At 70.5% G+C, this 24,129-nt stretch carries 17 protein-coding genes and 1 pseudogene; 5 read left to right on the forward strand and 13 right to left on the reverse strand.

Translation table 11 applies throughout. The features are described 5' to 3' along the window. Positions 1 to 26: 26 nt before the first annotated feature. Genes OG714_RS10580 through OG714_RS10590 form a run of 3 tightly spaced genes read right to left on the reverse strand, consistent with a single transcriptional unit; the run spans position 27 to position 3,200 of the window. Complete coding sequence (locus tag OG714_RS10580; RefSeq protein WP_406120077.1) at positions 27 to 887, reverse strand: carbohydrate ABC transporter permease; 861 nt, start codon at positions 885 to 887, stop codon at positions 27 to 29. After that, positions 880 to 1,875 (reverse strand): carbohydrate ABC transporter permease, encoded by a 996-nt coding sequence (locus OG714_RS10585; protein WP_406120078.1) that lies wholly within the window; start codon positions 1,873 to 1,875, stop codon positions 880 to 882. The genes OG714_RS10580 and OG714_RS10585 overlap by 8 nt, the downstream gene beginning before the upstream one ends. 8 nt (positions 1,876 to 1,883) lie before the next feature. After that, positions 1,884 to 3,200: an ABC transporter substrate-binding protein gene (locus OG714_RS10590; protein ID WP_406120079.1), complete on the reverse strand. Its 1,317-nt coding sequence runs from the start codon at positions 3,198 to 3,200 to the stop codon at positions 1,884 to 1,886. A gap of 210 nt (positions 3,201 to 3,410) precedes the next feature. Here OG714_RS10590 and OG714_RS10595 point away from each other — a divergent pair, with 210 nt between their 5' ends. Continuing rightward, complete coding sequence (locus tag OG714_RS10595) at positions 3,411 to 5,177, forward strand: coagulation factor 5/8 type domain-containing protein (protein WP_406120080.1); 1,767 nt, start codon at positions 3,411 to 3,413, stop codon at positions 5,175 to 5,177. A gap of 145 nt (positions 5,178 to 5,322) precedes the next feature. Here OG714_RS10595 and fusA read toward each other — a convergent pair. From fusA to OG714_RS10615, 4 genes and pseudogenes are all read right to left on the reverse strand, one after another. After that, positions 5,323 to 7,379, reverse strand: a pseudogene (fusA, locus tag OG714_RS10600) (elongation factor G). Between the two features lie 252 nt (positions 7,380 to 7,631). Next, positions 7,632 to 8,510, reverse strand: coding sequence for an NlpC/P60 family protein (locus OG714_RS10605; RefSeq protein ID WP_406120081.1), 879 nt, complete (start codon positions 8,508 to 8,510; stop codon positions 7,632 to 7,634). Positions 8,511 to 8,665: 155 nt separating this feature from the next. Continuing rightward, positions 8,666 to 12,535: a helix-turn-helix domain-containing protein gene (locus OG714_RS10610; protein WP_406120082.1), complete on the reverse strand. Its 3,870-nt coding sequence runs from the start codon at positions 12,533 to 12,535 to the stop codon at positions 8,666 to 8,668. A 169-nt stretch (positions 12,536 to 12,704) separates the two neighbouring features. Continuing rightward, positions 12,705 to 13,082, reverse strand: coding sequence for a hypothetical protein (locus tag OG714_RS10615; RefSeq protein ID WP_406120083.1), 378 nt, complete (start codon positions 13,080 to 13,082; stop codon positions 12,705 to 12,707). Positions 13,083 to 13,300: 218 nt separating this feature from the next. On the opposite strand from OG714_RS10615, the gene OG714_RS10620 reads away from it, so the two are divergent. Continuing rightward, a complete protein-coding gene (locus OG714_RS10620; RefSeq protein ID WP_406120084.1) occupies positions 13,301 to 14,518 on the forward strand; it encodes a serine/threonine-protein kinase in 1,218 nt (405 codons plus the stop codon). Positions 14,519 to 14,534: 16 nt separating this feature from the next. On the opposite strand, the gene OG714_RS10625 is transcribed toward OG714_RS10620, so the two are convergent. The 4 genes from OG714_RS10625 to OG714_RS10640 all read right to left on the reverse strand — a co-directional run bounded on the left by OG714_RS10625 (position 14,535) and on the right by OG714_RS10640 (position 18,464). Beyond that, entirely contained in the window at positions 14,535 to 15,227 is a 693-nt protein-coding gene (locus tag OG714_RS10625) for a response regulator (protein WP_406120085.1), read from the reverse strand. Continuing rightward, positions 15,224 to 16,594 carry a sensor histidine kinase gene (locus OG714_RS10630; protein ID WP_406120086.1) on the reverse strand — a complete coding sequence of 457 codons (1,371 nt, stop codon included), beginning with the start codon at positions 16,592 to 16,594 and terminating at the stop codon, positions 15,224 to 15,226. Before OG714_RS10630 ends, OG714_RS10625 begins: the two co-directional genes overlap by 4 nt. Positions 16,595 to 16,686: 92 nt before the next feature. Next, on the reverse strand, positions 16,687 to 17,532 hold the full coding sequence (locus tag OG714_RS10635) for an ABC transporter permease (RefSeq protein WP_406120087.1): 846 nt from the start codon (positions 17,530 to 17,532) through the stop codon (positions 16,687 to 16,689). After that, entirely contained in the window at positions 17,529 to 18,464 is a 936-nt protein-coding gene (locus OG714_RS10640) for an ABC transporter ATP-binding protein (RefSeq protein WP_406120088.1), read from the reverse strand. Before OG714_RS10640 ends, OG714_RS10635 begins: the two co-directional genes overlap by 4 nt. A gap of 304 nt (positions 18,465 to 18,768) precedes the next feature. Here OG714_RS10640 and OG714_RS10645 point away from each other — a divergent pair, with 304 nt between their 5' ends. Beyond that, entirely contained in the window at positions 18,769 to 19,881 is a 1,113-nt protein-coding gene (locus OG714_RS10645) for an arabinogalactan endo-beta-1,4-galactanase (RefSeq protein WP_406120089.1), read from the forward strand. A gap of 79 nt (positions 19,882 to 19,960) precedes the next feature. Here the strand turns inward: OG714_RS10645 and OG714_RS10650 are convergent, their stop codons facing one another. Next, positions 19,961 to 20,974, reverse strand: coding sequence for a glycoside hydrolase family 26 protein (locus OG714_RS10650; RefSeq protein WP_406120090.1), 1,014 nt, complete (start codon positions 20,972 to 20,974; stop codon positions 19,961 to 19,963). A 267-nt stretch (positions 20,975 to 21,241) separates the two neighbouring features. Between OG714_RS10650 and OG714_RS10655 the strand changes: the two genes are divergently transcribed. Beyond that, positions 21,242 to 21,943 (forward strand): alpha/beta fold hydrolase, encoded by a 702-nt coding sequence (locus OG714_RS10655; RefSeq protein ID WP_406120091.1) that lies wholly within the window; start codon positions 21,242 to 21,244, stop codon positions 21,941 to 21,943. Between the two features lie 79 nt (positions 21,944 to 22,022). Continuing rightward, positions 22,023 to 23,048: a phosphotriesterase gene (locus OG714_RS10660; protein WP_406120092.1), complete on the forward strand. Its 1,026-nt coding sequence runs from the start codon at positions 22,023 to 22,025 to the stop codon at positions 23,046 to 23,048. Positions 23,049 to 23,174: 126 nt separating this feature from the next. Here OG714_RS10660 and OG714_RS10665 read toward each other — a convergent pair whose 3' ends face one another. Beyond that, a complete protein-coding gene (locus OG714_RS10665; protein ID WP_406120093.1) occupies positions 23,175 to 24,119 on the reverse strand; it encodes an AraC family transcriptional regulator in 945 nt (314 codons plus the stop codon). Positions 24,120 to 24,129 lie beyond the last annotated feature (10 nt).

The raw sequence follows: 24,129 nt of genomic DNA on the forward strand, positions 1-24,129 counted from the left end.
ACGGTCAGCGGAGTTGGTCGGGTCGGTCACTTGACGGCGCCCGCCGTCAGCCCGGCGACGAGATAGCGCTGCAGCAGCAGGAAGCCGGCGACCACGGGCACGCTGACGACCAGCGAGGCGGCCATGATCTGGTTCCAGTACACGTCGTTGAGCGTGGAGTAGCCCTGGAGTCCGACGGCCAGCGTGCGGGTCGAGTCGTTCGTCATGACGGAGGCGAAGAGCACTTCTCCCCACGCGGTCATGAAGGCGTAGACGGCGACCGCGACGATGCCGGGGATCGCGGCCGGTACGACGACGCGCAGCAGCGCGCCGAGCGGTCCGCAGCCGTCGACCAGCGCGGCCTCGTCCAAGTCCCGTGGCACGGAGTCGAAGTAGCCGATCAGCATCCAGATGGAGAAGGGCAGGGAGAAGGTGAGGTACGTCAGGATCAGGCCGCCGCGCGAGCCGAACAGGGCGATGCCCGTGGCGTTGCCGATGTTGACGTAGAGGAGGAACAGCGGGAGGAGGAAGAGGATGCCCGGGAACATCTGCGTCGACAGGACGGTGACCGTGAAGGCGCGCTTGCCGCGGAACTCGTAGCGGCTGACGGCGTACGCGGCGAAGACCGCGATCACCACCGAGCAGAGGGTCGCGGCGACGGACACGATCAGCGAGTTCATGAAGTACTTCGCGAGCGGGACCGTCGACCAGATGTCGATGTACGGGCGGATCGTCAGCCCGCTCGGCAGCCAGCGGAACTTGCCCGTGACGTCCGAGAGCGGTTTCAGGGAGCTGGAGAGCATGACGTACACCGGCACCAGGACGAAGCCGGCGAGCAGGGTGAGGAAGATCCGCCGCGACCAGATGAAGGAGCGGGGCGGGGCCATCGGGGAACTGGCACTAGACATCGGCCGACCTCCGTCCGCGTGAGGTGATGACGAGATACACGCCGGTGACGACGAGCAGGAACAGGAGCAGCAGGACCGACATGGCCGAGCCGGTGCCGAAGTTCCAGGTGACGAACGAGGCTTGGTAGATGTGTACCGAGATGAGGTCCGCGGCTTCGGGTGCCGCCCTGCCGAACAGGACGTACGGCGTGTTGAAGTCGTTGAACGTCCACAGGAACAGGACGAGGACCAGCACCTGGTTGACGGGGCGCAGCGACGGCAGGGTGATGCGGCGGATCTGCTGCAACCGGCCGGCGCCGTCGATCGACGCGGCCTCGTACAGCTCCTTGGGGATGTTCTGCAGGCCGGCCATGACGATGAGGAAGGCGAACGGCCAGCCCTTCCACACGTGCACGATCAGCAGCGCGTAGAAGCTGTTGTCGCCGATCAGCCAGAACGAGGGCTTGCTGGTGATGTGCAGCTGGTCGTGCAGGACGTGGTTCACCAGGCCGTTGTCGTGTTGGAACATGAACACCCAGGTGATGACGGCCGCGTACACCGGCAGCGCGTACGGGATGAGAAAGAGCGCTCTCAACAGGCCCCGGCCGCGGAAGTTGTCCTGCATGTAGATCGCCGTGACCGTGCCGATCAGCCAGCAGAAGCCGACCGAGAGCAGGGTGAAGCCGACGGTGACGAAGAAGGAGTGGAGCAGCGACTTGCCGACGGGGGCGCTGAAGTCCACGGAGACCTTGTAGTTGTCGAAGCCGGACCAGGGCGCGGTGCCCCAGTCGCGGATGTAGAACTGGGTGAGCTCCTTGAAGCTCATGACGATGCCGATGACCATCGGCACCAGGTGGACCAGGAGTTCGAGGATCAGGGCGGGCAGGAGCAGCAGATACGGCAGTCCGATCCGGCGGATCCGGTCGGTACGGCGGCGGCGCGGCCCGGGGGCCGCCGTGGCGGAAGAGTCCTTCCGCACGGCGGTCTCCGGGGTGACAGTGCTCGTCACAGTCGCACTCACTTCGCCGGCATCTGCTGCTGAGCCTTTTCGAGCTCCGCCTTGACCGACGCCGTCGTGACCGCGCGGCCGGCGGCGGCGTCGGCGAACAGGTCCTTGACGGCCGTGCCGACCGCCGTCTCGAACTGCGACTCGTCGGCGACCTGCGGCAGCGCGGCGGCGCTGGTGGCGAGGGTGTTCTTCAGGACGGCGTTCGCGGGGGTGTTGAACGCGGTGTCCTCCTGCGCGGTCTTCACCGGCGGGATGGAGGTGTAGGCGGTGTTGAGGATCTTCTGCTCGGCGTCGCTCGTCATGAACTTCACGAACTTGGTGGAACCGTCCAAGTTGTTCGTGTTCTTGAAGACGGCCAGGTTGATGCCCGCCACCATCGAGTTGGTCTGTACGCCGGTGCCCGGGGTGCCGGACTGCACGGGTATCGGGGCGATGCCGTACGAACTCTCGCTCATCCCCTGGGACTTGAGGTTGGCGGAGGCCGACTGCCACATCAGCATCGCTGTCTTGCCCTTGGCGAAGTCGCTGACGGACTGGTTCTGCGCGTACTCGGCGTTGCCGACCGGGATGACCTTGTCCTTGGCCATCAGGTCGACGTACTGCTTGACGGCCGCCACGACACCGTCGTTGGTGAAGTCGGCCTTGCCGTCGGCGGTGAAGAAGTCGGCGCCGTGCTGCTTGGCGAAGACGAACGCGTGGTGGATGTTCTCGGAGACGTTGGCGCCCTCGGCACCGAGCGCCTGCTTGCCCTTCGCCTCGATCTTCTTGCCGTCGGCGACCAGTTCGGCCCAGGTGGTGGGTGGCCCGGAGATGCCCGCGTCGGCGAAGATCTGCTTGTTGTAGTAGAGCGCGTACGCCATCGAGTACAGCGGGACGGACGCCGGGTCCTTGCCCGTGGCGCCGGTGGAGCCGAGCGCGGAGTCGACGAAGCGGTCCTTGCCGCCGATCTTCGCGAAGTTGGCCGTGCTCCACGGCAGGAAGGCGCCGGTGGCCTGGAGGGAGGCGCTCCAGGTGTTGCCGATGTTCAGGACGTCGGGGCCCTGGCCGGAAGTCGTGGCCGTGAGGATGCGGTTGAGGAGGTCGGACCAGGGCACGACCTCCAGCTTGACCGTGATGCCGGTCTGCTGCTTGAACTTGTCGAGCTCGGGCTGGAGGACCTTCTTGTCGATCGCGATGCTGGCGCCCTGGTTGGAGGCCCAGTAGGTGAGCGTCTTGGGCGAGTCGTTGGATCCCCCACCCGTGGACGAACCGCCTCCGCAGGCCGTGGCCGCTAGGGCGAGTGACATGGTGACGGCGCCTACGGCCGCGGCTCGGATGCTGCGCATACTCCGGGTGTCCCTTCAGGGAATGCACTCACGACTTAATTTAGGACGTGAGTTAAACCTCGGAAGCCAAAGGCGTCAAGAGTTTGGACGCCACTCGTCGAACTCGGTCGTACCTCTTGACGGCCGCGTTCACGGACCTGAAGCATTCCCCCGCGAGAGAGCGCTCCCAACCCCACCGGCGTTCATTTCATGAACAAGGAGAGCCGCGACATGTCCTCAGTTCGACGCAGAACAGTCCTCGGTGCGGCCGCCGCCGCGTCCGCGCTGGCCGGCCTGCCCACAGCCGCTTCCGCCGCCCCCGCCACCCCCACCGCGGTGACCCCGCGCGCCCTGCCCGGCGGCGGCGATCTCGGCCCCAACGTGATCGTCTTCGACCCGTCCACCGCCGGCATCCAGGCCAGGCTGGACCAGATCTTCGCCCAGCAGGAGACGGCCCAGTTCGGCACCGGCCGCTATCAACTGCTGTTCAAGCCGGGCACGTACAACGGGCTCAACGCCCAACTCGGCTTCTACACCTCGATCTCCGGGCTCGGCCTCTCCCCCGACGACACCACGATCAACGGTGACATCACGGTCGACGCCGGCTGGTTCAACGGCAACGCCACCCAGAACTTCTGGCGTTCGGCGGAGAACCTCGCGCTCGTGCCCGTGAGCGGGACCAACAGGTGGGCCGTGGCTCAGGCGGCCCCCTTCCGTCGTATGCATGTGCGCGGCAGCCTCAACCTCTCCCCGAACGGCTACGGTTGGGCCAGCGGCGGCTACATCGCCGACAGCCGGATCGACGGCCAGGTCCAGCCGTACTCGCAGCAGCAGTGGTACACCCGGGACAGCGCGATCGGCAGCTGGCTCAACGGCGTCTGGAACATGGTGTTCTCGGGCGTGCAGGGCGCGCCGGCACAGGGCTTCCCGAACCCGGTGTACACCACCCTCGCCACGACACCGGTCTCCCGCGAGAAGCCCTTCCTCTACCTCAACGGCACCGAGTACCGCGTCTTCCTCCCGGAGAAGCGCACCAACGCGAGCGGCGTGACGTGGGGCAACGGCACACCGCGCGGCACCTCGCTGTCCCTGTCCCAGTTCTACGTAGCGAAGCCGGGCGTCACGGCGGCCACCCTCAACCAGGCGCTCACGCAGGGACTTCACCTCCTGCTGACCCCGGGGATCTACCACCTGGACCAGCCGATCCAGGTGAACCGCGCCAACACCGTCGTCCTGGGCCTGGGTTACGCAACTCTCGTCCCGGACAACGGAGTTACGGCCCTCAAGACGGCAGACGTCGACGGCGTACGGCTGGCCGGTTTCCTGATCGACGCGGGCACGGTCAACTCGAACACCCTGCTGGAAGTCGGCCCGTCGGGCACGACGACGGACCACTCCGCCAACCCGACCACCGTGCAGGACGTGTTCGTCCGCATCGGCGGCGCGGGCGCGGGCAAGGCCACCACCAGCATGGTCATCAACAACCGCCACACCATCGTCGACCACACCTGGCTCTGGCGCGCCGACCACGGCACGGGCATCGGCTGGGACACCAACCGGGCCGACTACGGCCTCGTCGTCAACGGCGCCGACGTGCTGGCCACCGGCCTGTTCGTGGAGCACTTCAACAAGTACGACGTGCAGTGGAACGGCGAACGGGGCCGCACGATCTTCTTCCAGAACGAGAAGGCGTACGACGCCCCGAACCAGGCGGCGATCCAGAACGGCTCGGTCAAGGGCTACGCGGCCTACAAGGTCGGTGCCAACGTGACGGTGCACGAAGGCTGGGGCCTCGGCAGTTACTGCTACTACAACGTCGACCCGACGATCGTGCAGCACAACGGCTTCGCGGCGCCGACCCGTTCGGGCGTGAAGTTCCACGACCTGCTCGTCGTCTCGCTCGGCGGGCAGGGCCAGTACGAACACGTCATCAACGAGACGGGCGCGGCGACTTCGGGCACGTCGACCGTGCCGTCCACGGTGGTCTCGTACCCCTGAGATCCCAGGAGTCCCCGAGATCCCGGGAGTCCCTGAGATCCCGAGGAGTTGGTGAAACCCCCCGGGAGTCGGTGAGACCCCCGGAGTCCCTCAGTACGTGGCGGGTGCGGGCCGAAGCTCCCCCTTCGGTCCGCACCCGCCACCGTCACCGGACGGTCACCGCACCCGGCGCGGGCGCGTGTATCCCGTCGGCCGGGCGGTGAACGTGCCCCGGCCCTGCGTACGGCTGCGCAACCGCGTCGCGTAGCCGAAGAGTTCGGCCAGCGGCACGGTCGCCGTGACGATCGCCGACCCCGTGCGGGCCGTCGAGCCGGTGACGCGGCCGCGCCGGGCGGCCAGGTCGCCGAGCACTCCGCCGACCGCGTCCTCGGGCACCGTGACGGTGACCTCGACGACCGGTTCGAGGAGGACCGTCGTACAGGCGCGCAGGGCTTCCCGCAGGCCGAGGCGGCCGGCCGTGCGGAACGCCGTCTCCGAGGAGTCCTTCACATGGGTCGCCCCGTCGGTCAGCGTGACGCGCAGCCCGGTCACCGGGAAACCGCCGATCGGCCCCTCGTTGAGGGCGTCACGGCACCCGGCCTCCACCGAGCGGACGTACTCCTGCGGCACCCGCCCGCCGACGACCGCCGAGCGGAACTCGAAGCCGAGCCCCTCCATCGGCTCGACGTCGAGCACGACATGCGCGAACTGCCCTGATCCGCCGTCCTGTTTGACGTGCCGGAAGACCAGCCCGGACACCCCGCGCACGACCGTCTCGCGGTAAGCGACCCTCGGGCGGCCGACGTTGACGTCCACGCCGGTCGCCCGGCGGATCTTCTCCACCGCGACCTCCAGGTGCAGTTCGCCCATGCCGGACAGAACCGTCTGGCCGGTCTCGGCGTCGGTCCGGACGACCAACGAGGGTTCCTCCTCGACCAGTTGGGCGAGCGCCGAGGCCAGTCGGCCGGTGTCGGTGCTCCTGCGGGCCTCGACCGCCACGGACACCACCGGGTCGGCGACCGTGGGCGGTTCGAGGACGAGCGGGGCGTCCGGCGCGCACAAGGTCGAGCCCGCGCGGGCGGACTTCAGCCCGACCACGGCGACGATGTCCCCGGCGACCGCCCGGTCCAGCCGTTCGTGCCGGTCGGCCTGCACCCGCAGGATGCGCCCGATCCGCTCGGTGCGCCGCGCGCCCGGGTCCCACACGGTGTCTCCCTTCTCGATCGTGCCCGAATAGATCCGCAGGTAGGTCAGCCGCCCGGTCGCGGTCGCGCTCACCTTGAACGCCAGTGCGGAGAACGGCAGTTGAGGATCGGCCGCCCGCTCCTGCTCGCCGCCGTCGTACGTCCCCCGTACCGGCGGAACGTCCGACGGCGAGGGCAGATACGCCACCACGGCGTCCAGCAGCGGTTCGATGCCACGGTTGCGGTAGGCCGAGCCGCACAGCACGACCACGCCGTCGCCGGTGCGGGTGAGGTCGCGCAGGGCGGTGCTCAACGTCTCGGCGGACAGGGTCGATCGGTCGTAGAACTCCTCCAGCGCACCCGCGTGCAGCTCCGCCACCGCCTCCTCCAGCAGCCGCCTGCGCCGTCGCGCCTCCTCCAACAGGCCCTCCGGGAACGGGACTTCCGCCGCCGTGTCGGCGCCGTCGGTCCACACCAGGGCCCGTAGGCGCAGCAGGTCGACGACTCCGGTGAAGCCGTCCTCCGTGCCGATCGGCAACTGCACCACCAGCGGCGCCGGATGGAGCCGTTCGCGGATGGAGGCGACGGCCGAGTCGAGGTCGGCGCCCGCGCGGTCCAGCTTGTTGACGAAGGCGATCCGCGGCACGCCGTACCGGTCGGCCTGGCGCCACACAGACTCGCTCTGCGGTTCCACGCCCGCGACGGCGTCGAACACCGCGATCGCGCCGTCGAGAACGCGCAGGGACCGTTCCACCTCGTCGGCGAAGTCGACGTGTCCCGGGGTGTCGATCAGGTTGATCCGGTGACCGTCCCACGCGCAGGTGACGGCCGCGGCGAAGATGGTGATGCCACGGTCTCGCTCCTGGGGGTCGAAGTCGGTGACGGTCGTGCCGTCGTGGACCTCACCGCGCTTGTGCGTGGTGCCGGTGAGGTAGAGGAACCGCTCGGTGACGGTGGTCTTGCCGGCGTCGACGTGGGCGAGGATGCCCAGGTTGCGGACGGCGGAGAGCGGGTTGGTGAGAGGGCGTTCGGTGCGCACGGCCCGTGGCCTTTCGAAAGTGATTCCGTGCAGGGCGGCGCGATTCCCGTGCGGGAGAGGTGAATTGACGGTGCGTCAGAAAGCTGTCACGTCACGGGCGTCCGGTGCCGGCCGCGCAGCGGGCACCGGAGGGACGAGGACAGGAGGATCACGGCGGTGCGGTCACGCACGGCGGGCTCCCCTCACTCGTCAACGGATGTGGCGAGTGTAGGGAAGCCCGGGTGGTGGGGCATGTGGTTTTTCTGCTGCGGGTCAGGTGCAGGTGGGGACGCCGTCCAGCCAGGCCGGTCCCTGGATGTAGATGTTGGTCATCCAGGCCTTGTAGTCGGGCAGGTAGGCCCAGGCATCGTTGGTGTAGCCGTCGGAGGTGACGGTCTCCGCGTGCTTCTGGCACTCGACGCGGATGCTGGTCGGGCCGGGGAAGGCGTAGACGCGCGTGGCGCCGACCGAGGGCGCGGTCTTCGTCCAGACGCCGGTGCCCCAGGTCTGGAAGACATGCCCGGTCACCGCACCGGTGTTGACGCGGACGGCCCCGAAGTAGTCGGGGCTCAGGCGGACGTCACTGACCATCAGATGAGTGCCGGACTGCTTGGCCTCGACCATCTTGCCCGCGCCGAGGTAGATCGCGATGTGGTGCAGGTCCGCCGAGTCGCCGTAGGCCAGCAGGTCGCCGGGGAGCAGCGGGGCGAGTCCCTGGGCGGCGGTGAAACGGGCTGCGGCGTGCGTGGTGTAGTACTGCCGGCTCGCGTCCCCGTTGAGGATGTCGGACCCGGCGGCCTGCGCGTAGGCGTAACGCACCAGGCCTGAGCAGTCGAACCCGAGCCGCTCCGGGTCGTGTTCGCTGGCCGGGTCGGTGGGGTCGACCTGGCCGTAGGTGGCGCCGGGCCGCGCGCCGTGGCCGCCGCCCCACGTGTACCAGGTGCCCGCGTCGACCTGGGCGCAGGCCGCGGCGATCGCGCTCTGCGCGGCGGCCGAGGCGCCGGGGGCGAGGACACCGCAGCCACTGGCCGCCGGTGCGGCTGGTGCGGCTGGTGCGGCTGGTGCGGCTGGTGCGGCGACGGCCGCCGGTGCCCAGAGCAGGAGGGCGAAGAGCCCGATGAGTGTGCCGATGATTCCGGTCCGCCGGAGCATGCCGGGACCCCCGTTTTCTGTGGTCCGTAACTGGTCGTGCACCACCCTGCCGACCCCGGTCCGACCGGTCGAGGACCCGGCGTCACCCCACCCGGAAGGGCAACGGGAAACCCTGGGGAAACCCCCTCCCACCAGGGGCACTTGGCCATCCGCGCTCAGGGCTTCGCACACCCGGCCGTGAACGACACGGCCAGCCCTGGCACCAGCGTCTTCCGCTCCCGGGGGCCAATTGCCGTGCGCAGGCGGCAGATTCGGGTGAGCCGGTCGCCGAGGTCCAGGTCCCACAGGCGGACGGTCCCGTCGTTGCTGCTGCTCGCGAGGGTCCGCCCGTCGGGGGCGAACGCGACGCCCCACACCGCGTTCGTGTGCCCGGTGAGCGTGGCCCACGGCCGCCGCCCGGCCACGTCCCAGAGCCGTATCGTACGGTCGCTGCCGCTGCTCGCGAGGAGGTGGCCGTCCGGCGAGAAGGCGAGGCCGCGCACGGATCCGGTGTGGCCGGTGAGGGAGGCCTCGAAGCGGCGGTGGCGGACGTCCCACAGGCGGACCGTGCCGTCGTTGCTGCTGCTCGCGAGAGTCCGCCCGTCCGGGCTGAAGGCCACGCCTCGCACCGCGCCGGTGTGGCCGGAGAGGGTGGCGAGCGGGCGGTGGGTCGCCGTGTCCCAGAGGCGGACGGTCAGGTCGTCGCCCGCGCTGGCGAGGGTGCGGCCGTCGGGGCTGTAGGTGACATCGTTGGCGGAGTCCAAGTGGCCGTTGAGGACGGTGAGTTGGCGGTGGCCGTGGACGTCCCAGACGCGGACCGTGCGGTCGGCGCCCGCGGAGGCGAGGGTGCGGCCGTCGGGTGCGAACGCGACCGAGAAGACGTCCCCGGTGTGGCCGGTGAGGGTCGCGAGCGCTCGGTGCGCGCGGACGTCCCAGAGCCGGACCGTGCCGTCCGAGCCCGCCGACGCGAGGGTCCGCCCGTCCGGGGCGAACGCCACCGAGAACACGCTCTCGCGGTGGCCCGTGAACGTCGTCACGACCCGGTGCCGGGCCACGTCCCACAGCCGTACGGTGTGGTCCGCGTCGGCGGTCGCGAGGAGCGTCCCGTCCGGGCTGTACGCGGCCTGCGAGACCTCGGTGAACGGGCGGGCCGTCAGGACCGGTCCACGCAGGTCCCACAGCACCACCGACTGGTCGAAGCCGCCGGTGGCGAGCGTCGTCCCGGCGGAGTTCACGGCGACGGACATCACGTAGTCGGTGTGCCCGGCGAGGATCGCGGCCGGCCGTCCCGTGCGCACGTCCCACAGCCGGGTCGTGCCGTCGCCGCCCGCGCTGACGACCGTGCCGCCGTCGGGGGTGTAGGCGACGGCGTTGACGTCGTCGCTGTGTCCGGTGAGCGTTGCCGTGGACCGGTGCGAGGCCACGTCCCACAGGCGTACAGTCCGGTCGACGCCCCCGGAGGCCAGGCTCCGCCCATCCGGCGCGAACGCCACCCCGAGCACTTCGTCGGTGTGCCCCTTGAGCACGGCGAGCGGCCGTCCCCGGTCGGTGTCCCACAGCCGTACGGTCCGGTCGGAGCCGCCCGAGGCCAGGGTCCTGCCGTCCGGGGCGTAGGCCAGCGTGTTGACCCGGCCGGTGTGCCCGACGAGCCGCACCGCGGTCGGGTGGTCGCCGCCGATGTCCCACAGTTGGACCGTTCCATCGTCTCCGGCGACCGCGACGCTACGGCCGCGGGGGTCGAAGGCGAGCGCGCGGGCGCCGGTGGTGGTCGCGGGCAGCAGGGCCCCCACCCGGTGGTCGGCGGTGCCCCAGATCCGGACCGGTCCATCGCTCGACGTCGCCGCGAGGGCGGCCCCGTCGGGGCTGAAGCCGACCGAGCGGACCCGTCCGGGCAGGGTGAGCGTGGCGGTCGTACGGTGATCGGTGGTGCGGCGCAGTTGTACGGTTCCGTACGAACCGGCCGTCGCGAGGAGCTTGCCGTTCGGGGCGAAGGCGACCGCGTTGACCGGGCCGTGCCGGCCGACGAGGCGGGCGGAGAAGGCCTGGGCCTGGGTGCTGAGCAGGGCGCCGCGGGCCTCGGGGGTGCGGTCGGCGCGGTAGGCCTCCTCGGCGAGGAGCATCGAGGCCTCGGGCTGGCTGCCGGCCAGGGAGGTGGACCGCACGGCGAGGGCCTGGGAGCGGGCCACGCGTTCCTGGTCGAGGGCGCCGGCGCGCTGCTGGTAGGCGAGGCCGCCGGCGGTCACGGCGAGGCCGAGGAGGACGGCGAGGGTGGCGAACAGGGCCTGGCGGAACCGGATCTGACGCCGCGCCAGATGCTGCCGCGCGTCCTCCTCGGCCTGGCTGGCTTCGAGGAAGGCCTCTTCGCGGGGGCCGATGCGGCTGCGGCCGTCGAGTTCGTCGGCCCAGGCGCGGACCGTGTCGAGGCGGGTGCCACGGTAGAGGGCGGACGGGTCGCGGTCCTCGCGCTCCCATTCGGCGGCGGCGTGGGCGAGTTGCTGGTGGATGAGGAGTCCGGCGCGGTCGGCGTGGATCCAGTCGCGCAGCCGGGGCCAGGCGTGCAGCAGTGCCTCGTGGGTGATCTCGACGGTGTCCCGGTCCACGGTGATGAGCCGGGCCCGGACGAAGACGTCGAGGGCGGTCGACGCGGCGTCGGCGTCGGCGAGTTGTTCCATCAGGGCGCTGCGGCCGGCGCGGCGCCGGGTCGCGACGGTCCCCTCGTCGGACACGTGGACGAGCCGGGACAGGACGCGCCGGATGGTCTTCTGCTCGGCCGGGTACAGCTGGGCGAACACCGTCTCGGCGGTGCGGGCGATGGCGCCCTGGATGCCGCCGGTGCGCTCGTATCCGGCCACCGTGAGGGTGGTGTCCTCGCGCTGCTGCCAGGTGGCGAGGAGGGCGTGGGAGACGAGGGGCAGGGCGCCGGACGGGGTGTCGTCGCGGGCGGGGTCGGCGGCGCGGTCCGCGGTCCCGGGTTCGTCGCGCAGCCCCGCGTCGCGCAGGAGGAGGGGGACGAGGCCGGGTTCGAGGGTGACGCCGGCGAGTTCGGCGGGGCGGGTGATGGACGCGCGCAGTTCCGCCACGGACATGGGGAGCAGGACGAACAGTCCGTCGGTGAACACCGGGGCGAGTTCCGGGAGTTCGAGGCAGCGGCCGGTGAAGTCGGCGCGGACGCCGAGCACGACGACGGCGGGGTGCGGGCCGGTGGACAGCGCCCACAGGACCCGTACGAAGGCCCGTCTCTCGCTCTCGTCGGAGCAGAGGGTGAACAGTTCCTCGAACTGGTCGACCAGCAGCACCGGCCGGACGGGCGGCGGGCGGCGGCCGTCCGGACCGGCCGGGGCGCCCTCCGAACGGGCGCGGACCGCTTCCAGCAGCGCCTCGGGGCGGTCGGCCAACTGCCGTGCGGTGAGGTCGAGATCGCTGCCGAGGACCTTCGCCGTACGTTCGAGGAGTTCGTCCAGCGGATGGGCGGTGGGCGTGAGCGCGACGACGGGCCAGCGTTCGGCGCCGGGCATCGGGAAGCCGCCGGGGCGGCGTAACGCCGGTACGAGACCGGCGTTCAGGAGCGAGGACTTGCCGGCGCCGGACGGGGCGACGAGCAACAGCGGTCCGCCGCCCACGCGTTGGAAGACCCGCTCGACGAGTGCGGCCGTGGACCGCTCCCGGCCGAAGAACCAGGCCGCGTCCTGCGGGGTGAACGCCGACAGTCCGCGATACGGACAGGCGGGCGTACCGGTGTCGGTGGTCGCCGCGCCGCCGCGGTCGGCCGGGCCCGTCTCGCGCACCAGCCGGAGCAACTCGCCCTCGGCGCGCAGGATGTGGTCGCACTGGCGGGCCACGTCGACGGTCGCCCGCTTGACGCCGGTCTCGATCTTGCTGAGATAGCCCTTGCTGTAGTGCGTCTGACGTGCGAGATCGGCCAGAGACAGGCCGCGCTCCCGGCGCAGCCGTCGCAGCTGCGCGGGAAAGGACGACGTGGCCTGTGCGGTGTTTCCCGGCTGGTCGGTCCGGTCGGCGCCCGCGTGGTCGTACTGCTGATCCCCCAAGGCGTCCCCCCTGGCACCGGCCTGCCCGGATCGTGAGACGGCGGATGCCCAGGTTACTGCGGGGGTCGGACAGGGAGACAGGGCTTTCACCCGGAGTGGCGAAAAAGCGGGACTGCCGGAACCGGTGTGGACCGGTCCCGGCAGTGCTCCCCCGCTTCGGAAGATCCCGTTACGGCCGGTTGAGGGTGATGGAGTTGATGGGTGTGAAGTTGAGGCGGTAGGCCCAGTCCTGGGCGATCGTCAGGGTGCAGTTCGTGCCGTTGTAGCCGTTGCACACGCTCGCGGTCGCGCCGCCGGTCTGGTTGTTGAGGATCCAGTGGTAGCCCAGCTGGTTGCTGAGGTTGTGGGCGCCGTAGCTGTAGTACACGTTGGTCGGGTGCGGGTTGTCCGCCGGGACCACTCCCTCGCCGTAGATGCAGACCGCCCCGGACGGGCACCCGTCCCAAGGGGTCTCGTCGGCGGGCTTCGCCTGGGCCGCCCCGCTCATCGCCACCACAGTGACGGCCGCGGTCACGAACGCGGCGGCGCCGCCCAACATCTTGCGCATGTCTCCCCCTAGTGGGTCTCCTGCGTCGCCGCAGGCCGTGCTTCGTGCTGACGGGATCAGCCTGTCCCGGGGGAGTTCCGGGGTCGACGGGTTTCCTGTTGCCCGTCGGAGGGGCGCGCGGGAAACCCGGGGTGAGCAGGGAAGTTGTTGACCGGCGGGCAACCGGGGCGCTGTTCTAGGGTGACGCACGGGGAGCGACAGCGGGGAGGGGGACCGGGGTGGAGCGGATCGGCACGTACACGATCGAGCGGGTGCTCGGCGAGGGCGGGATGGGCACCGTCTATCTGGCGAGATCGCGCGGCGGGCGGAGCGTGGCGGTCAAGGTGGCCAAGCCGGAACTCGCGGGGGATGCGGGGTTCAGGGAACGTTTCCGCTCGGAGATCACGGCCGCCCGCGCGGTGGGCGGTTTCCACACGGCGCCCGTCGTGGACGCGGATCCGGACGCCCCGATGCCCTGGCTCGCCACCGCCTACGTGCCCGGTCCGACCCTCGCCGATCTGCTCGCCGCGCGCGGGCCGATGGCCGAGCCGGCGCAACGGCGACTGGGGCTGGCGCTCGCGGAGGCGCTCCAGGCGATCCACGGCTGCGGCCTGGTGCACCGCGATCTGAAGCCGAGCAACATCATCATGTCCGACGACGGCCCCCGGGTCGTCGACTTCGGTATCGCGCGGGCCGTGGAGGGCTCCCGGCTGACCATGACCGGGATCGCGGTGGGCACCCCCGGATTCCTGGCCCCGGAGCAGGCCGAGGGCGAGCAGGTCACTCCCGCCGCGGACGTCTTCGCGCTCGGTGCCGTCCTGGTGGCGGCGGCCGGAGGCAGCGCGTTCGGGGACGGTACGCCGGTCATGCTGATGTACCGCTCCGTCCACCACGAGCCCGACCTGTCGGCGGTACCCGGCCCGCTCCGGCCGACGGTGACCGCCTGTATGGCCAGGGACCCCCAACACCGGCCCGGCACCGATCAGTTGCTGGACATGCTCGCCGCCCCGCACAGCGGTGGACCGGTCCACTACACACCCACCATGGCCGTACCCCCGCCGACGATGCCCGCCGGGGTCGCGCCCCCGCCCGCGATGCCGCCGTATCCGCCCGCCCCTCCGTCCCCGGTGCCGGTGCCGGTGCCGTCCCCGGTGCCGGGGAGTGTCCCGGGCGAGGTCGTGGAGTTCCTCGCCATGGACCACAGGAACGCCGTCGTCGCCGACGGCCACGGCATCTCCCTCGGCGTCAACGGCAGCCCCGTCGACTTCCCCTGGTACGCCGTCTCCGCGGTCACCCACACCGAGACCGGCCGGGGCTACGGCCTCACCGTGGCCGTCCTGCTCACCAACGGCGTGACCCACACCTGCCGGGTCACCACCCGCAGCGAGGCCGAGCTCGACGACTGGATCGACCAACTCACGCTCGTCGTCGAACAGTTCATCCCGCCGCGGCCCTAGCGGGAGCCGAATCACCTTACTGGTCGGGCGAGTTGGGGCGGGCGAGGCCGAGGTCGTAGGCCAGGATCACCGCCTGGATGCGGTCGCGGGCCCCGACCTTCGCCAGGACGCGGCCGACGTGCGTCTTCACCGTGGACTCGGAGAGGAAGAGGCGCTCGGCGATCTCTCCGTTGGTCCAGCCCCTGCCCATGGCGACGAGGATCTCGCGCTCGCGTTCGGTGAGGGCGCGGATGCGGGGGTCGTCCGTCGCGGGCGCCGGCGCGGGTCCCGCCGGTGAACTCCTCGGCAGATGCTGGGCGTAGGCGTCCAGCAGACGGCGGGTGAGCGCGGGGGCGATGACGGCGTCGCCGGAGGCCACCGCGCGGATGCCGGCGAGGAGTTCCTCGGGGTGGGCGTCCTTGAGGAGGAAGCCGCTGGCTCCCGCGCGCAATGCCTCGTGGGCGTACTCGTCGAGGTCGAAGGTGGTCAGGATGAGGACGCGCGAACGGTCGCCGGCCGCGACGACCCGGCGGGTGGCCTCGATGCCGTCCATGCCGGGCATCCGTACGTCCATCAGGATCACGTCGGGACGCAGTTCGGCGGCCATCCGCACCGCCTCGCCGCCGTGGCCGGCCTCACCGACCACCTCGGTGTCGGGGTTGGCCTCCAACAGCATGCGGAAACCCAGGCGTTGGAGGGGCTGGTCGTCCACGATGAGCACGGTCGTCATGCCGCACCCCCGGTCCCTGTCGCTGTTCCGGTCCCTGTCCCTGTCTCGGTCCCGCTCGCACTCTCGCTCCCGGTGAGCGGGGTGGGGTCGAGGGTGGCCCGTACCGTCCAGCCGCCGCCCGGAGCGGGGCCCGCGGTGACGGTGCCGTGGTAAAGGGCGGCGCGTTCTCTCATGCCGGCGAGTCCGTGTCCTTCGTCGTGGCTCGGTGCGGGTCCGGTGAGGGTCCCCGCCGGGCCCGTGTCGTGGCAGTCGACGCGCACCCGTGACTCCTCGACGTTCACCGCGAGTTCGACGCGGGTGTCGTGGCCCGCGTGCTTGAGGGCGTTGGTGAGGGCTTCCTGGACGATGCGGTACACGGTGAGCTGGACCCCGCGGTCCAGGGCGGCGGGGTCGCCGCCGGTGCGGTACACGACCTGCGGTCCGGCGGCGCGGATGCGGGCGCACAGGGCGTCGAGGTCGGCGATGCCCGGCTGCGGGCTGAGTTCGGGGGCGTCCGGTGTGGCGCTCTGGACGCGCAACACGCCCAGCATGCGGCGCAGTTCGCCGAGTGCCTGGCGTCCGGTGTCGCCGATGAGGAGCAGGGCCTGCTTGCCGCGCTCGGGGGCGAGGTCGGTGGCGTAGGCGCCGCCGTCGGCGAGGGTGATGATGACGGAGAGGTTGTGGCCGATGATGTCGTGCATCTCCCGTGCCACACGGGTGCGTTCGGCGGCGGCGACCAGTTTGGAGCGCTGGTCGCGTTCGATCTCCAGGCGGGCCGCGCGGTCGCGCAGTACGGCGAGCTGGGCGCGTCGGATGCGGACCACGAAGCCGAGCGCCACCGCCGCCGTGATCGTGCTGAACAGGACGAACAGCGCGTCCAGGACGGGCACTTCGGGCGGCAGCCGCAGCGCGAACAGCCCCAGGGCGGCGAGGGTGACCGCGCAGGCGACGGGCAGCCGGCGCAACTGCCCGTGCAGGACCAGGCTGTAGAGGGAGATCAGCAGGGCGACGTCGGCGCGCAGCCAGACGCCCAGCCCCGCCTGCACGAAGAACACCGCGGCGATCAGCGCGAAGGCCAGCGTCGGTCTGCGGCGCCGCAGCAGCAGCGGCAGCACCAGTCCGGCCTGTAGCGCGACGGTCGCCGGCCAGGGCAGATGGATGAAGCTGTTGTCGAAGCCGCGCCGCCGGCCGTCGTCGTCGTCCACCAGGTCCGGCAGGCAGAACACCAGAGCGGCCATGACCGTCAGGGCCGTGTCCAGCACCCAGGGGTGCCGCCGGTCGCCCTGCTTGATCCGCCGGCCGAGCCGGGACAGTCCGCCGGCCAGGGGATGACTCCACGGGAGGTCCGTCTCCGCGAACAGCACGTGGGCGGGGTCGTCGAGGCTCATCGGTGTCACTGGTCCGGGTTCATCGAGGTCACCTGTTCATTGTGGGGCCGGGTGCGAGACGTTCGGGCGTCGGACACCCGGCCCCGGAGACCTCAGGCGTCGGTCCGCACCAGCCGGTACGCGGCCCCGGCCAGCGCGAGGGCCGTCCAGCCGAGGAAGACCAGGAGTCCGGCGGTGGGTGACAGGGTCGTCGAGTCGTGGGTCAGCGCGAACATCGACCCGCCCGCGTTGCTCGGCAGATAGGGGCTGATGTCGTCCTGCCAGGAGCTGGGCAGCAGCGAGATCAGACCCGGCACCAGCATGAACGTGGCGACGAGGACCGAGATGCCGCCGGCGACCGAGCGCAGCAGCGCGCCCAGCGCGGTGCCGATCACACCGACCAGGCCGAGGTAGAGACCGGCACCGAGCAGGCTCCGTACGACTCCGGAGTGGGAGAAGGTGAGAGCGGCGGGGGTGCCGGAGACGATGCCGCTCACGATCGGGAACGCGACGAACACCCCGACGAGGGAGATCCCGAACGCGACCACGCCGAACACGAGTGCCTTCGACCACAGCACCGGCAGCCGGCGCGGCACGGCGGCCAGCGTGGAGCGGATCATGCCGGTCGAGTACTCGCCGGCGGTGACCAGGACGCCCAGCACACCGAGCGCGAGCTGCGCGAAGTTCGTACCGAACAGGGAGATGTCGAGCGCGGTGGAGTTGGCGTCGTCGGCCCTCAAGTGGCCTGAGCCGTAAGAGGACTTGTAGTGCGCGGCGGCGATCAGGCCGAACGCGATCAGGAACAGCAGGCCCAGGCCCAGGGTGATCCAGGTGGAGCGCAGGGACCACAGCTTGGCCCACTCGGAGCGCAGCACCCGGCGCCCGGTGACCTTGTACGGCGGACGGGCCGGTTTCACCGGTGCGGGTGCGACGCTGTCGGTCGCGGTGACGGTGCTCATGCGGCCCTCCCGGAGGTCTCGACGGTGGTGGAGCCGTGGTACTCGACGGCGTCCCGGGTCAGGTCCATGAACGCCTGCTCCAACGAGACGGTCCGCGCGCTGAGTTCGAAGAGCGGAATGCCGTGCTCGGCGGCCCTGATACCGATGGCGCGCGCGGTCAGCCCGGTGACGTGCAGCTCCTCGGAACCGACCTCGCCGCTGATCTCGACGCCGGGACCGGCGAGGACCTCGCGCAGCCTGGCCGGCTGCTCGGAGGCCACGGTGACGGTGTCGCCGCCCGCGTGCCGGACCAGGTCCTGGACGGTGGTGTCGGCCAGCAGCCGCCCCCGTCCGACGACGATCAAGTGGTCGGCGACCAGCGCCATTTCACTCATCAGGTGCGAGGAGACGAAGACGGTACGGCCGTCCGCCGCGAGCCCGGTCAGCAGGTTGCGGATCCACAACACGCCCTCGGGATCAAGGCCGTTGACGGGTTCGTCGAGCATGACGGTCGCCGGGTCGCCGAGCAACGCGGCGGCGATGCCGAGCCGTTGGCCCATGCCGAGGGAGAAGGCGCCGGCCCGCTTCCTGGCCACGGACTGGACTCCGGTCAGTTCGATGACCTCGTCGACCCGGCGGCGCGGGATGCCGTGCGTGTGGGCCTGCGCCATCAAGTGGTCGAACGCGGAGCGGCCGGGGTGGATCGACTTGGCCTCAAGAAGTGCGCCGACTTCCTGGAGCGGTGCGCCGTGCTCGGCGTAGGGCTTGCCGTTGACCGTGACGGTGCCGCTGGTGGGCGCGTCCAGGCCGACGATCATGCGCATCGTGGTGGATTTCCCCGCGCCGTTGGGGCCCAGGAAACCAGTGACGGTGCCGGGCCGGACGACGAAGTCCAGCCGGTCGACCGCCATCTTCTCCCCGTACCGCTTCGTCAGTTGGTGTGCCTCGATCATCGGTTTCCCTCACGCTCACGTACCGCCGCCCCCACTGGGCCTTCCCACCGGCAACGCTAGGAGCGCGGGGGTCCCGAAACCGTCGTACCGCGGGGTCATTGAGGGCGTGGGCGTAGTACCGCGGTACCACTGTGCGCTCCGGGTTGTGTACGTTCCCACCCCGCTCGCACACACAACACGCCCACCAACTGCGAGAAATACAACCGACACACATATTTACAGCGCCTGTTACCTCTCCTACTGTGAACGTTCTCAGAAACAACCGCATGCGCATGTCAGTCGACCCAAGGAGGTCGGGTACCCCGTGAAAATCCCGGGCCGCATAGTGAAGGCCGCCTTGCTGCTGGCCGCAGTCGCCCTGCCGGCGGCGCTGCTCACTCCCACGAACGCCGCCGCCGCGAACTCGCTCACCATGCTCGGCGCGGACGTCTCGTCCGCACAGCGCGCCATCGATCTCGGCGCCAAGTACTACGACTCCAGCGGGACCGCCAAGGATCCGCTGGACATCCTCAAGGGCGCCGGCGTCAACTACGTCCGCCTGCGGATCTGGAACAACCCCGCCAGCGGCTACAACAACAAGGCGAAGGTGCTGGCGTACGCGAAGCAGGTGAAGGCCAAGGGTCTCAAGCTGCTGATCGACTTCCACTACTCGGACACCTGGGCCGACCCGGGCAAGCAGTACAAGCCGGCGGCCTGGTCGAGCCACGGCATCAGCGCACTGCAGACCGACGTCTACAACTACACCTACGACGTCTGCAACAGCCTCAAGTCCCAGGGGACCACCCCGGACAGCGTGCAGATCGGCAACGAGATCAACGTCGGCATGCTGTGGGACGACGGCAAGGTCGTCAACAACAGCTTCACCAACCTCGGCCTGCTGCTGAAGTCGGGCTACAACGCGACCAAGGCGTGCAACAGTTCCACCCAGGTGATCATCCACACGGCCGACGCGGACAGCGACTCCAACGCCCGCTGGTTCTATGACGGCATCAAGGCGCAGGGCGTCAACTGGGACATCACCGGGCTGAGTTACTACTGCATGTGGCACGGCACGCTGGCCAACATGGGCAGCGTCGTCTCGGACATGAAGTCGCGCTACGGCAAGGACGTCATCATCGCGGAGACGGCCTACCCGTTCACCTCGTCCGACGCGGACAGTACGGCGAACTCGGTGACTTCGGGCTGCTCGGGCTATCCGCTCACGTGGGCCGGTCAGGGCGCTGAGTTCACGGCGGTGCAGAACACGGCCCGGAGCGCGGGTGCGATCGGCGTCTTCTACTGGGAGCCGACCTGGTACGCGGTCACGGGCAACGGCTGGGACCCCGCCGACATCGCGAACAGCGGGGACGGCTGGGACAACATGGCCATCTTCAACTGGACCGGCCAGGTGAATCCGAACGTGAAGTGGACGCCGTAGCAAGGTAGTTCGGCGCTTCACCTCTACTTCCGCCTCTACAACGGGGAGCGGCACCGGCGGTGCCGCTCCCCGTCGTCCCTCATGGCTGATGATCCGTCAAGGCTCTGTATACGGCCGAGGACTTGGGGTTGTCGCCGCAGCGCCACACACCGTGCGGGCAGTAGTCGCTGATCGTCTGGTAGAGGGGGCGCCGGCCTGCCATCCAGGTGAGCATGCCGCGCATGTAGGTGGGGTTGTCGCCGTTCTCGAACAGGCCCCACTCGGGGTAGGCGATGGGCTTGTGGTGGGCGCGGGCGAAGTCGGCCTGCGCCAACAGCCCGTAGGGCTCGGTCAGTTGCCGGGCGAAGGACAGACCGCGCGGGGCGTCGTAGGCGTCCATGCCGATGACGTCGACGTAGTCGTCGCCGGGGTAGCAGTCGGTCCAGGGGATCGCGTCGCGGCCGCGGGTGGGGGTGAAGTCGAAGCGGAAGCGCTGCCCATGGACGGATCGCATCGCGGTGACGATGCGCGTCCAGTAGCGCTTCCAGGAGGCGGGGTCGGGCGCGCAGCGGTGGGTGTAGGTGGTGCCGTTCATCTCCCAGCCGAGGACGATCTCCGTGTCGGACGCGCCCAGTTGGACCAGCCGCCGGGCGAGGGCGCGGAAGTGGTCGTCGTACCGTCCGTCCGCCCCGTCCGCCAGTTCGGCGCGGACCACGCTGTCGGGCAGGTGGTCCTCGTTGCGGTCCAGCATCGGCACGTTGAGCACGAGCAGCCGGTCCTGCTCCTCCCGACGCCAGTCGGCCCACGGGGCAAGGTCGTCGGAGGCGCCCTCGATGTCGCTCCAGTTCTCCCCGGACAGATAGGCGTGCCCGACCCGGGGTTCGGGACGCCCGAGCCAGGCACCGAACTCCGCGACCCGCCGCACGGCCTCGGCGCCGTAACCGACGTAGGCGCCGTAGGCCGTGGGCGGGCCGGACGCCTGCGCCGGGGCGGTTCTCACGGGCGGGGGCGGGGATTCGACGCCGGGTACACAGGCCGGCCCGGCCAGCAGCATGAGCGCGAGGGCGACGGTGAACAGGGCCGGCGGGGTGCGGCGCGTCCCGTGCGGGGCCACTCGGCTCTCCTTCTTCGGCGGGACGTGTGGGGGCGTCGGATGCGGCGGGTGTGGGGGTGCTCCGACGCCCGAGCAACGTATCAGCGCGGGGCGGAAGATGATGACGTAACGCCCTATGGGCGACATGACCGCCGAACGTGAGGCACCATGCCGGCCGACCCGGGATTCCTGGCGGCCTTTCCGCCCCTGCCGGGATCACGCTCCCGCGAAAGGACTGCGCGCCGACGCGAAAGACCGCACCCGTGTGCCCTTGGAAGAGTCGGTTCCATGAACGCGGAACGGGTGAAGAACGTCGTACTCGTCCACGGCGGGTTCGTGGACGGCTCCGGGTGGCGGGAGGTGCACCGACTGCTGACCGGCGACGGGTTCCGGGTGAGCGTCGTACAGAATCCGACGCTGTCCCTCGCGGGTGATGTCGCGGTCACCGAGCGGGTCCTGGACGCGCTGGACGGGCCGGTGCTCCTGGTCGGGCACTCCTACGGCGGGGCCGTCGTCACCGGGGCCGGACATCACGAGCGGGTCGCCGGGCTCGTGTACGTCGCGGCGTTCGTGCCCGACAAGGGCGAGTCCGTCGGCACGTTGATCGCCGACCCCGCGTCCGGCGCGCCGGTGCCGCCGATCCTGCCGCCGGTCGACGGGTTCCTGTTTCTCGACCGGGCGCGGTTCCACGCGTCCTTCGCGGCCGATCTCCCGGTCGCATGGGCCGAGTTCATGGCCGACTCGCAGGTGCCGTGGGGGCTCGACGCGCTCGGCGGCGCCATCGGCGAACCGGCCTGGCGGCACAAGCCGAGCTGGTACCTCGTGGCGACCGACGACCGCATGATCCCGCCTCCCGCGCAGCGGGCCATGGCCCGGCGGGCGGGCAGCACCGTCACCGGGACCGACGCCGGCCACTCCGTGTACATGTCCCGGCCGGACGCCGTCGCCGACCTCATCAGACAGGCCGCGGCCGACTCCGCCGACGGCTGACACCCCTGCCCACACGCAACTCCCCACCCCTGGCCGCCCGTTCACCGGGCGCATACCGGGCACGCACCGAAGGATCAGCATGACGACCCCTCAAGTCCCCCAATCCACCTCTCAAGTCCACCAGTCCGCCTCTCAAGTCCCCCAGGTCCAGACCGTCCGCGGCCCCGTCCCCGTGACCGACCTCGGTTCCGTCCTGATGCACGAACACGTCTTCGTCCTCAGCGAAGAGCTCCGGCGGAGCCTCCCCGAGACCTGGGACGAGGAGGAACGCGTCGCCGACGCCGTCTCCCGGCTGAAGGCCCTCGCCGCGACCGGGGTCTCCACGCTCGTCGACCCGACCGTCATCGGGCTCGGCCGCGACGTGGCCCGCGTCGCGCTGGTGAACGCGCAGGTGGACCTCAACATCGTTGCGGCGACCGGCATTTACACGCTCGCCGACATCCCGGACTTCTTCCGGTACCACGGCCCGGGCACCCTGCTCGGCGGCCCCGAGGGCATGACCGACCTGTTCGTCCGCGAACTCACCGAGGGCATCGCGGACACCGGCATCAGGGCCGCGTTCCTGAAGTGCGCGATCGAGGGCGAACTCACCCCGGGCGTGGAGCGGGTGATGCGCGCGGTGGCCCAGGCCCATCTGCGCACCGGCGCCCCGATCACGGTGCACACAAGTGCCCCCGCCCGTACGGGACTTGTCGCGCAGGACGTGCTGCGCAGCGAGGGTGTGGACCTAGGAGCCGTCGTCATCGGGCACAGCGGTGACACCGCCGACCTGGACTATCTGCACCAGCTCATCGACAACGGCTCGTACGTCGGCATGGACCGCTTCGGTCTCGACGTCCTGCTGCCCGAGGACCAACGGGTGGCGACCGTCGCGGCCCTCGCCCGGGAGGGGTTCGCGGAACGGATGGTCCTGTCGCACGACGCGTCCTGCCACATCGACTGGTTCCCGCCGGGCGTACGGGAGCAGATCGCGCCCAACTGGCACCACACACATCTGCACGACGTGGTGCTCCCGGCGCTGCGCACCGCCGGTGTCACGGAGGCACAGCTCAGCACCATGCTGGTCGACAATCCGCGGCGGTACTTCACCCCGGCCGACTCCTAGCCGCTACCCGCCACTTCACCAACTCCTGGCTTTCACAACCCACTTGGTCAAATCCCGCCCATCACGTCCCACTTGGTCAACTCCCGCCCATCACGTCCCACTTGGTCAACTCCGGACCATCACCCTTCACTTGGCCGGGTCCTGACCGTTGCGCCGCGCTTCGCGCGGAGTCATCCCGAACTCCGCGCGGAACGCCGTCGCGAACGAGGCGTGGCTGCCGAAGCCACTGGCGTGGGCGATCTCCGCGATCGAGTACGTCGTCCAACTCGCGCTCGCCAGACGGGTTCTGGCGACATTCAGCCGCTCGCGGCGGATCAGGTCGCGCGAGGTGGTGCCCGCGGCCTGGAGCACCTGCTGGACGTAACGCGCGGACCAGCCGAGCGCCCGTGCGATGCCGACGACGTCCAGGTCACGGTCGCAGGCGCGCTCGCGGACGTAGCGCCGGATCTCGGCCTCGACGTTCGCCCGCTGGCCGGTGGGCGCCGAGTCGACGCCGCCCTCCACGGCCAGGCACACCAGGTCGAGCAGTCGGTCGCAGGCGATGTCGAAGGTGGTCTCGGAGAGGTGCTCGCGCTCCTCGTGCAGGGTGGTGGTCAACTGCCGTATGACCCGGCCGAGTCCGCGGTCTCCGTGGAGCAACTGCGGTACTCCGGCGGCGAGCCGGCTGCGTGCGGAGAGATTGTGGCCGTTCACGATCAGGGAGATGCTGCGGAGGTCGGTGCCGTGCGCGAACGTCAGGGGCCGGTCGATGTCGCACAGCGCCATGACGCCGGGTCCGATCTCGCCGGACGCCCCGGCCTGCTCCACCCAGGCCGACCCGGTGAGCGGGACGAGGAGTTCGTGCGTGCCGCGGGGATCGGTGCGGATGTGCCGGGTGTCCCGGTGGACCACTTCCTCGCCGAGCGAACACTGCGCGAGGCCGTAGGCCTTGGACCGCTGCCACTCCAGGCGCCCGGTCCACGGGGCGCGGCGGTCGGGCACCGTGATGCGGCTCGCGCCGTGGAAGCCGGTGAAGACCTCGTCCCAGGCGCTCGCGGAGGAGAAGGTCAGGGCTTGGCTCCAGGAGGACACACCTCATCCT

This window comes from Streptomyces sp. NBC_00989, assembly GCF_045162655.1.
In the GTDB taxonomy this organism is placed as follows: Bacteria; Actinomycetota; Actinomycetes; order Streptomycetales; family Streptomycetaceae; genus Streptomyces.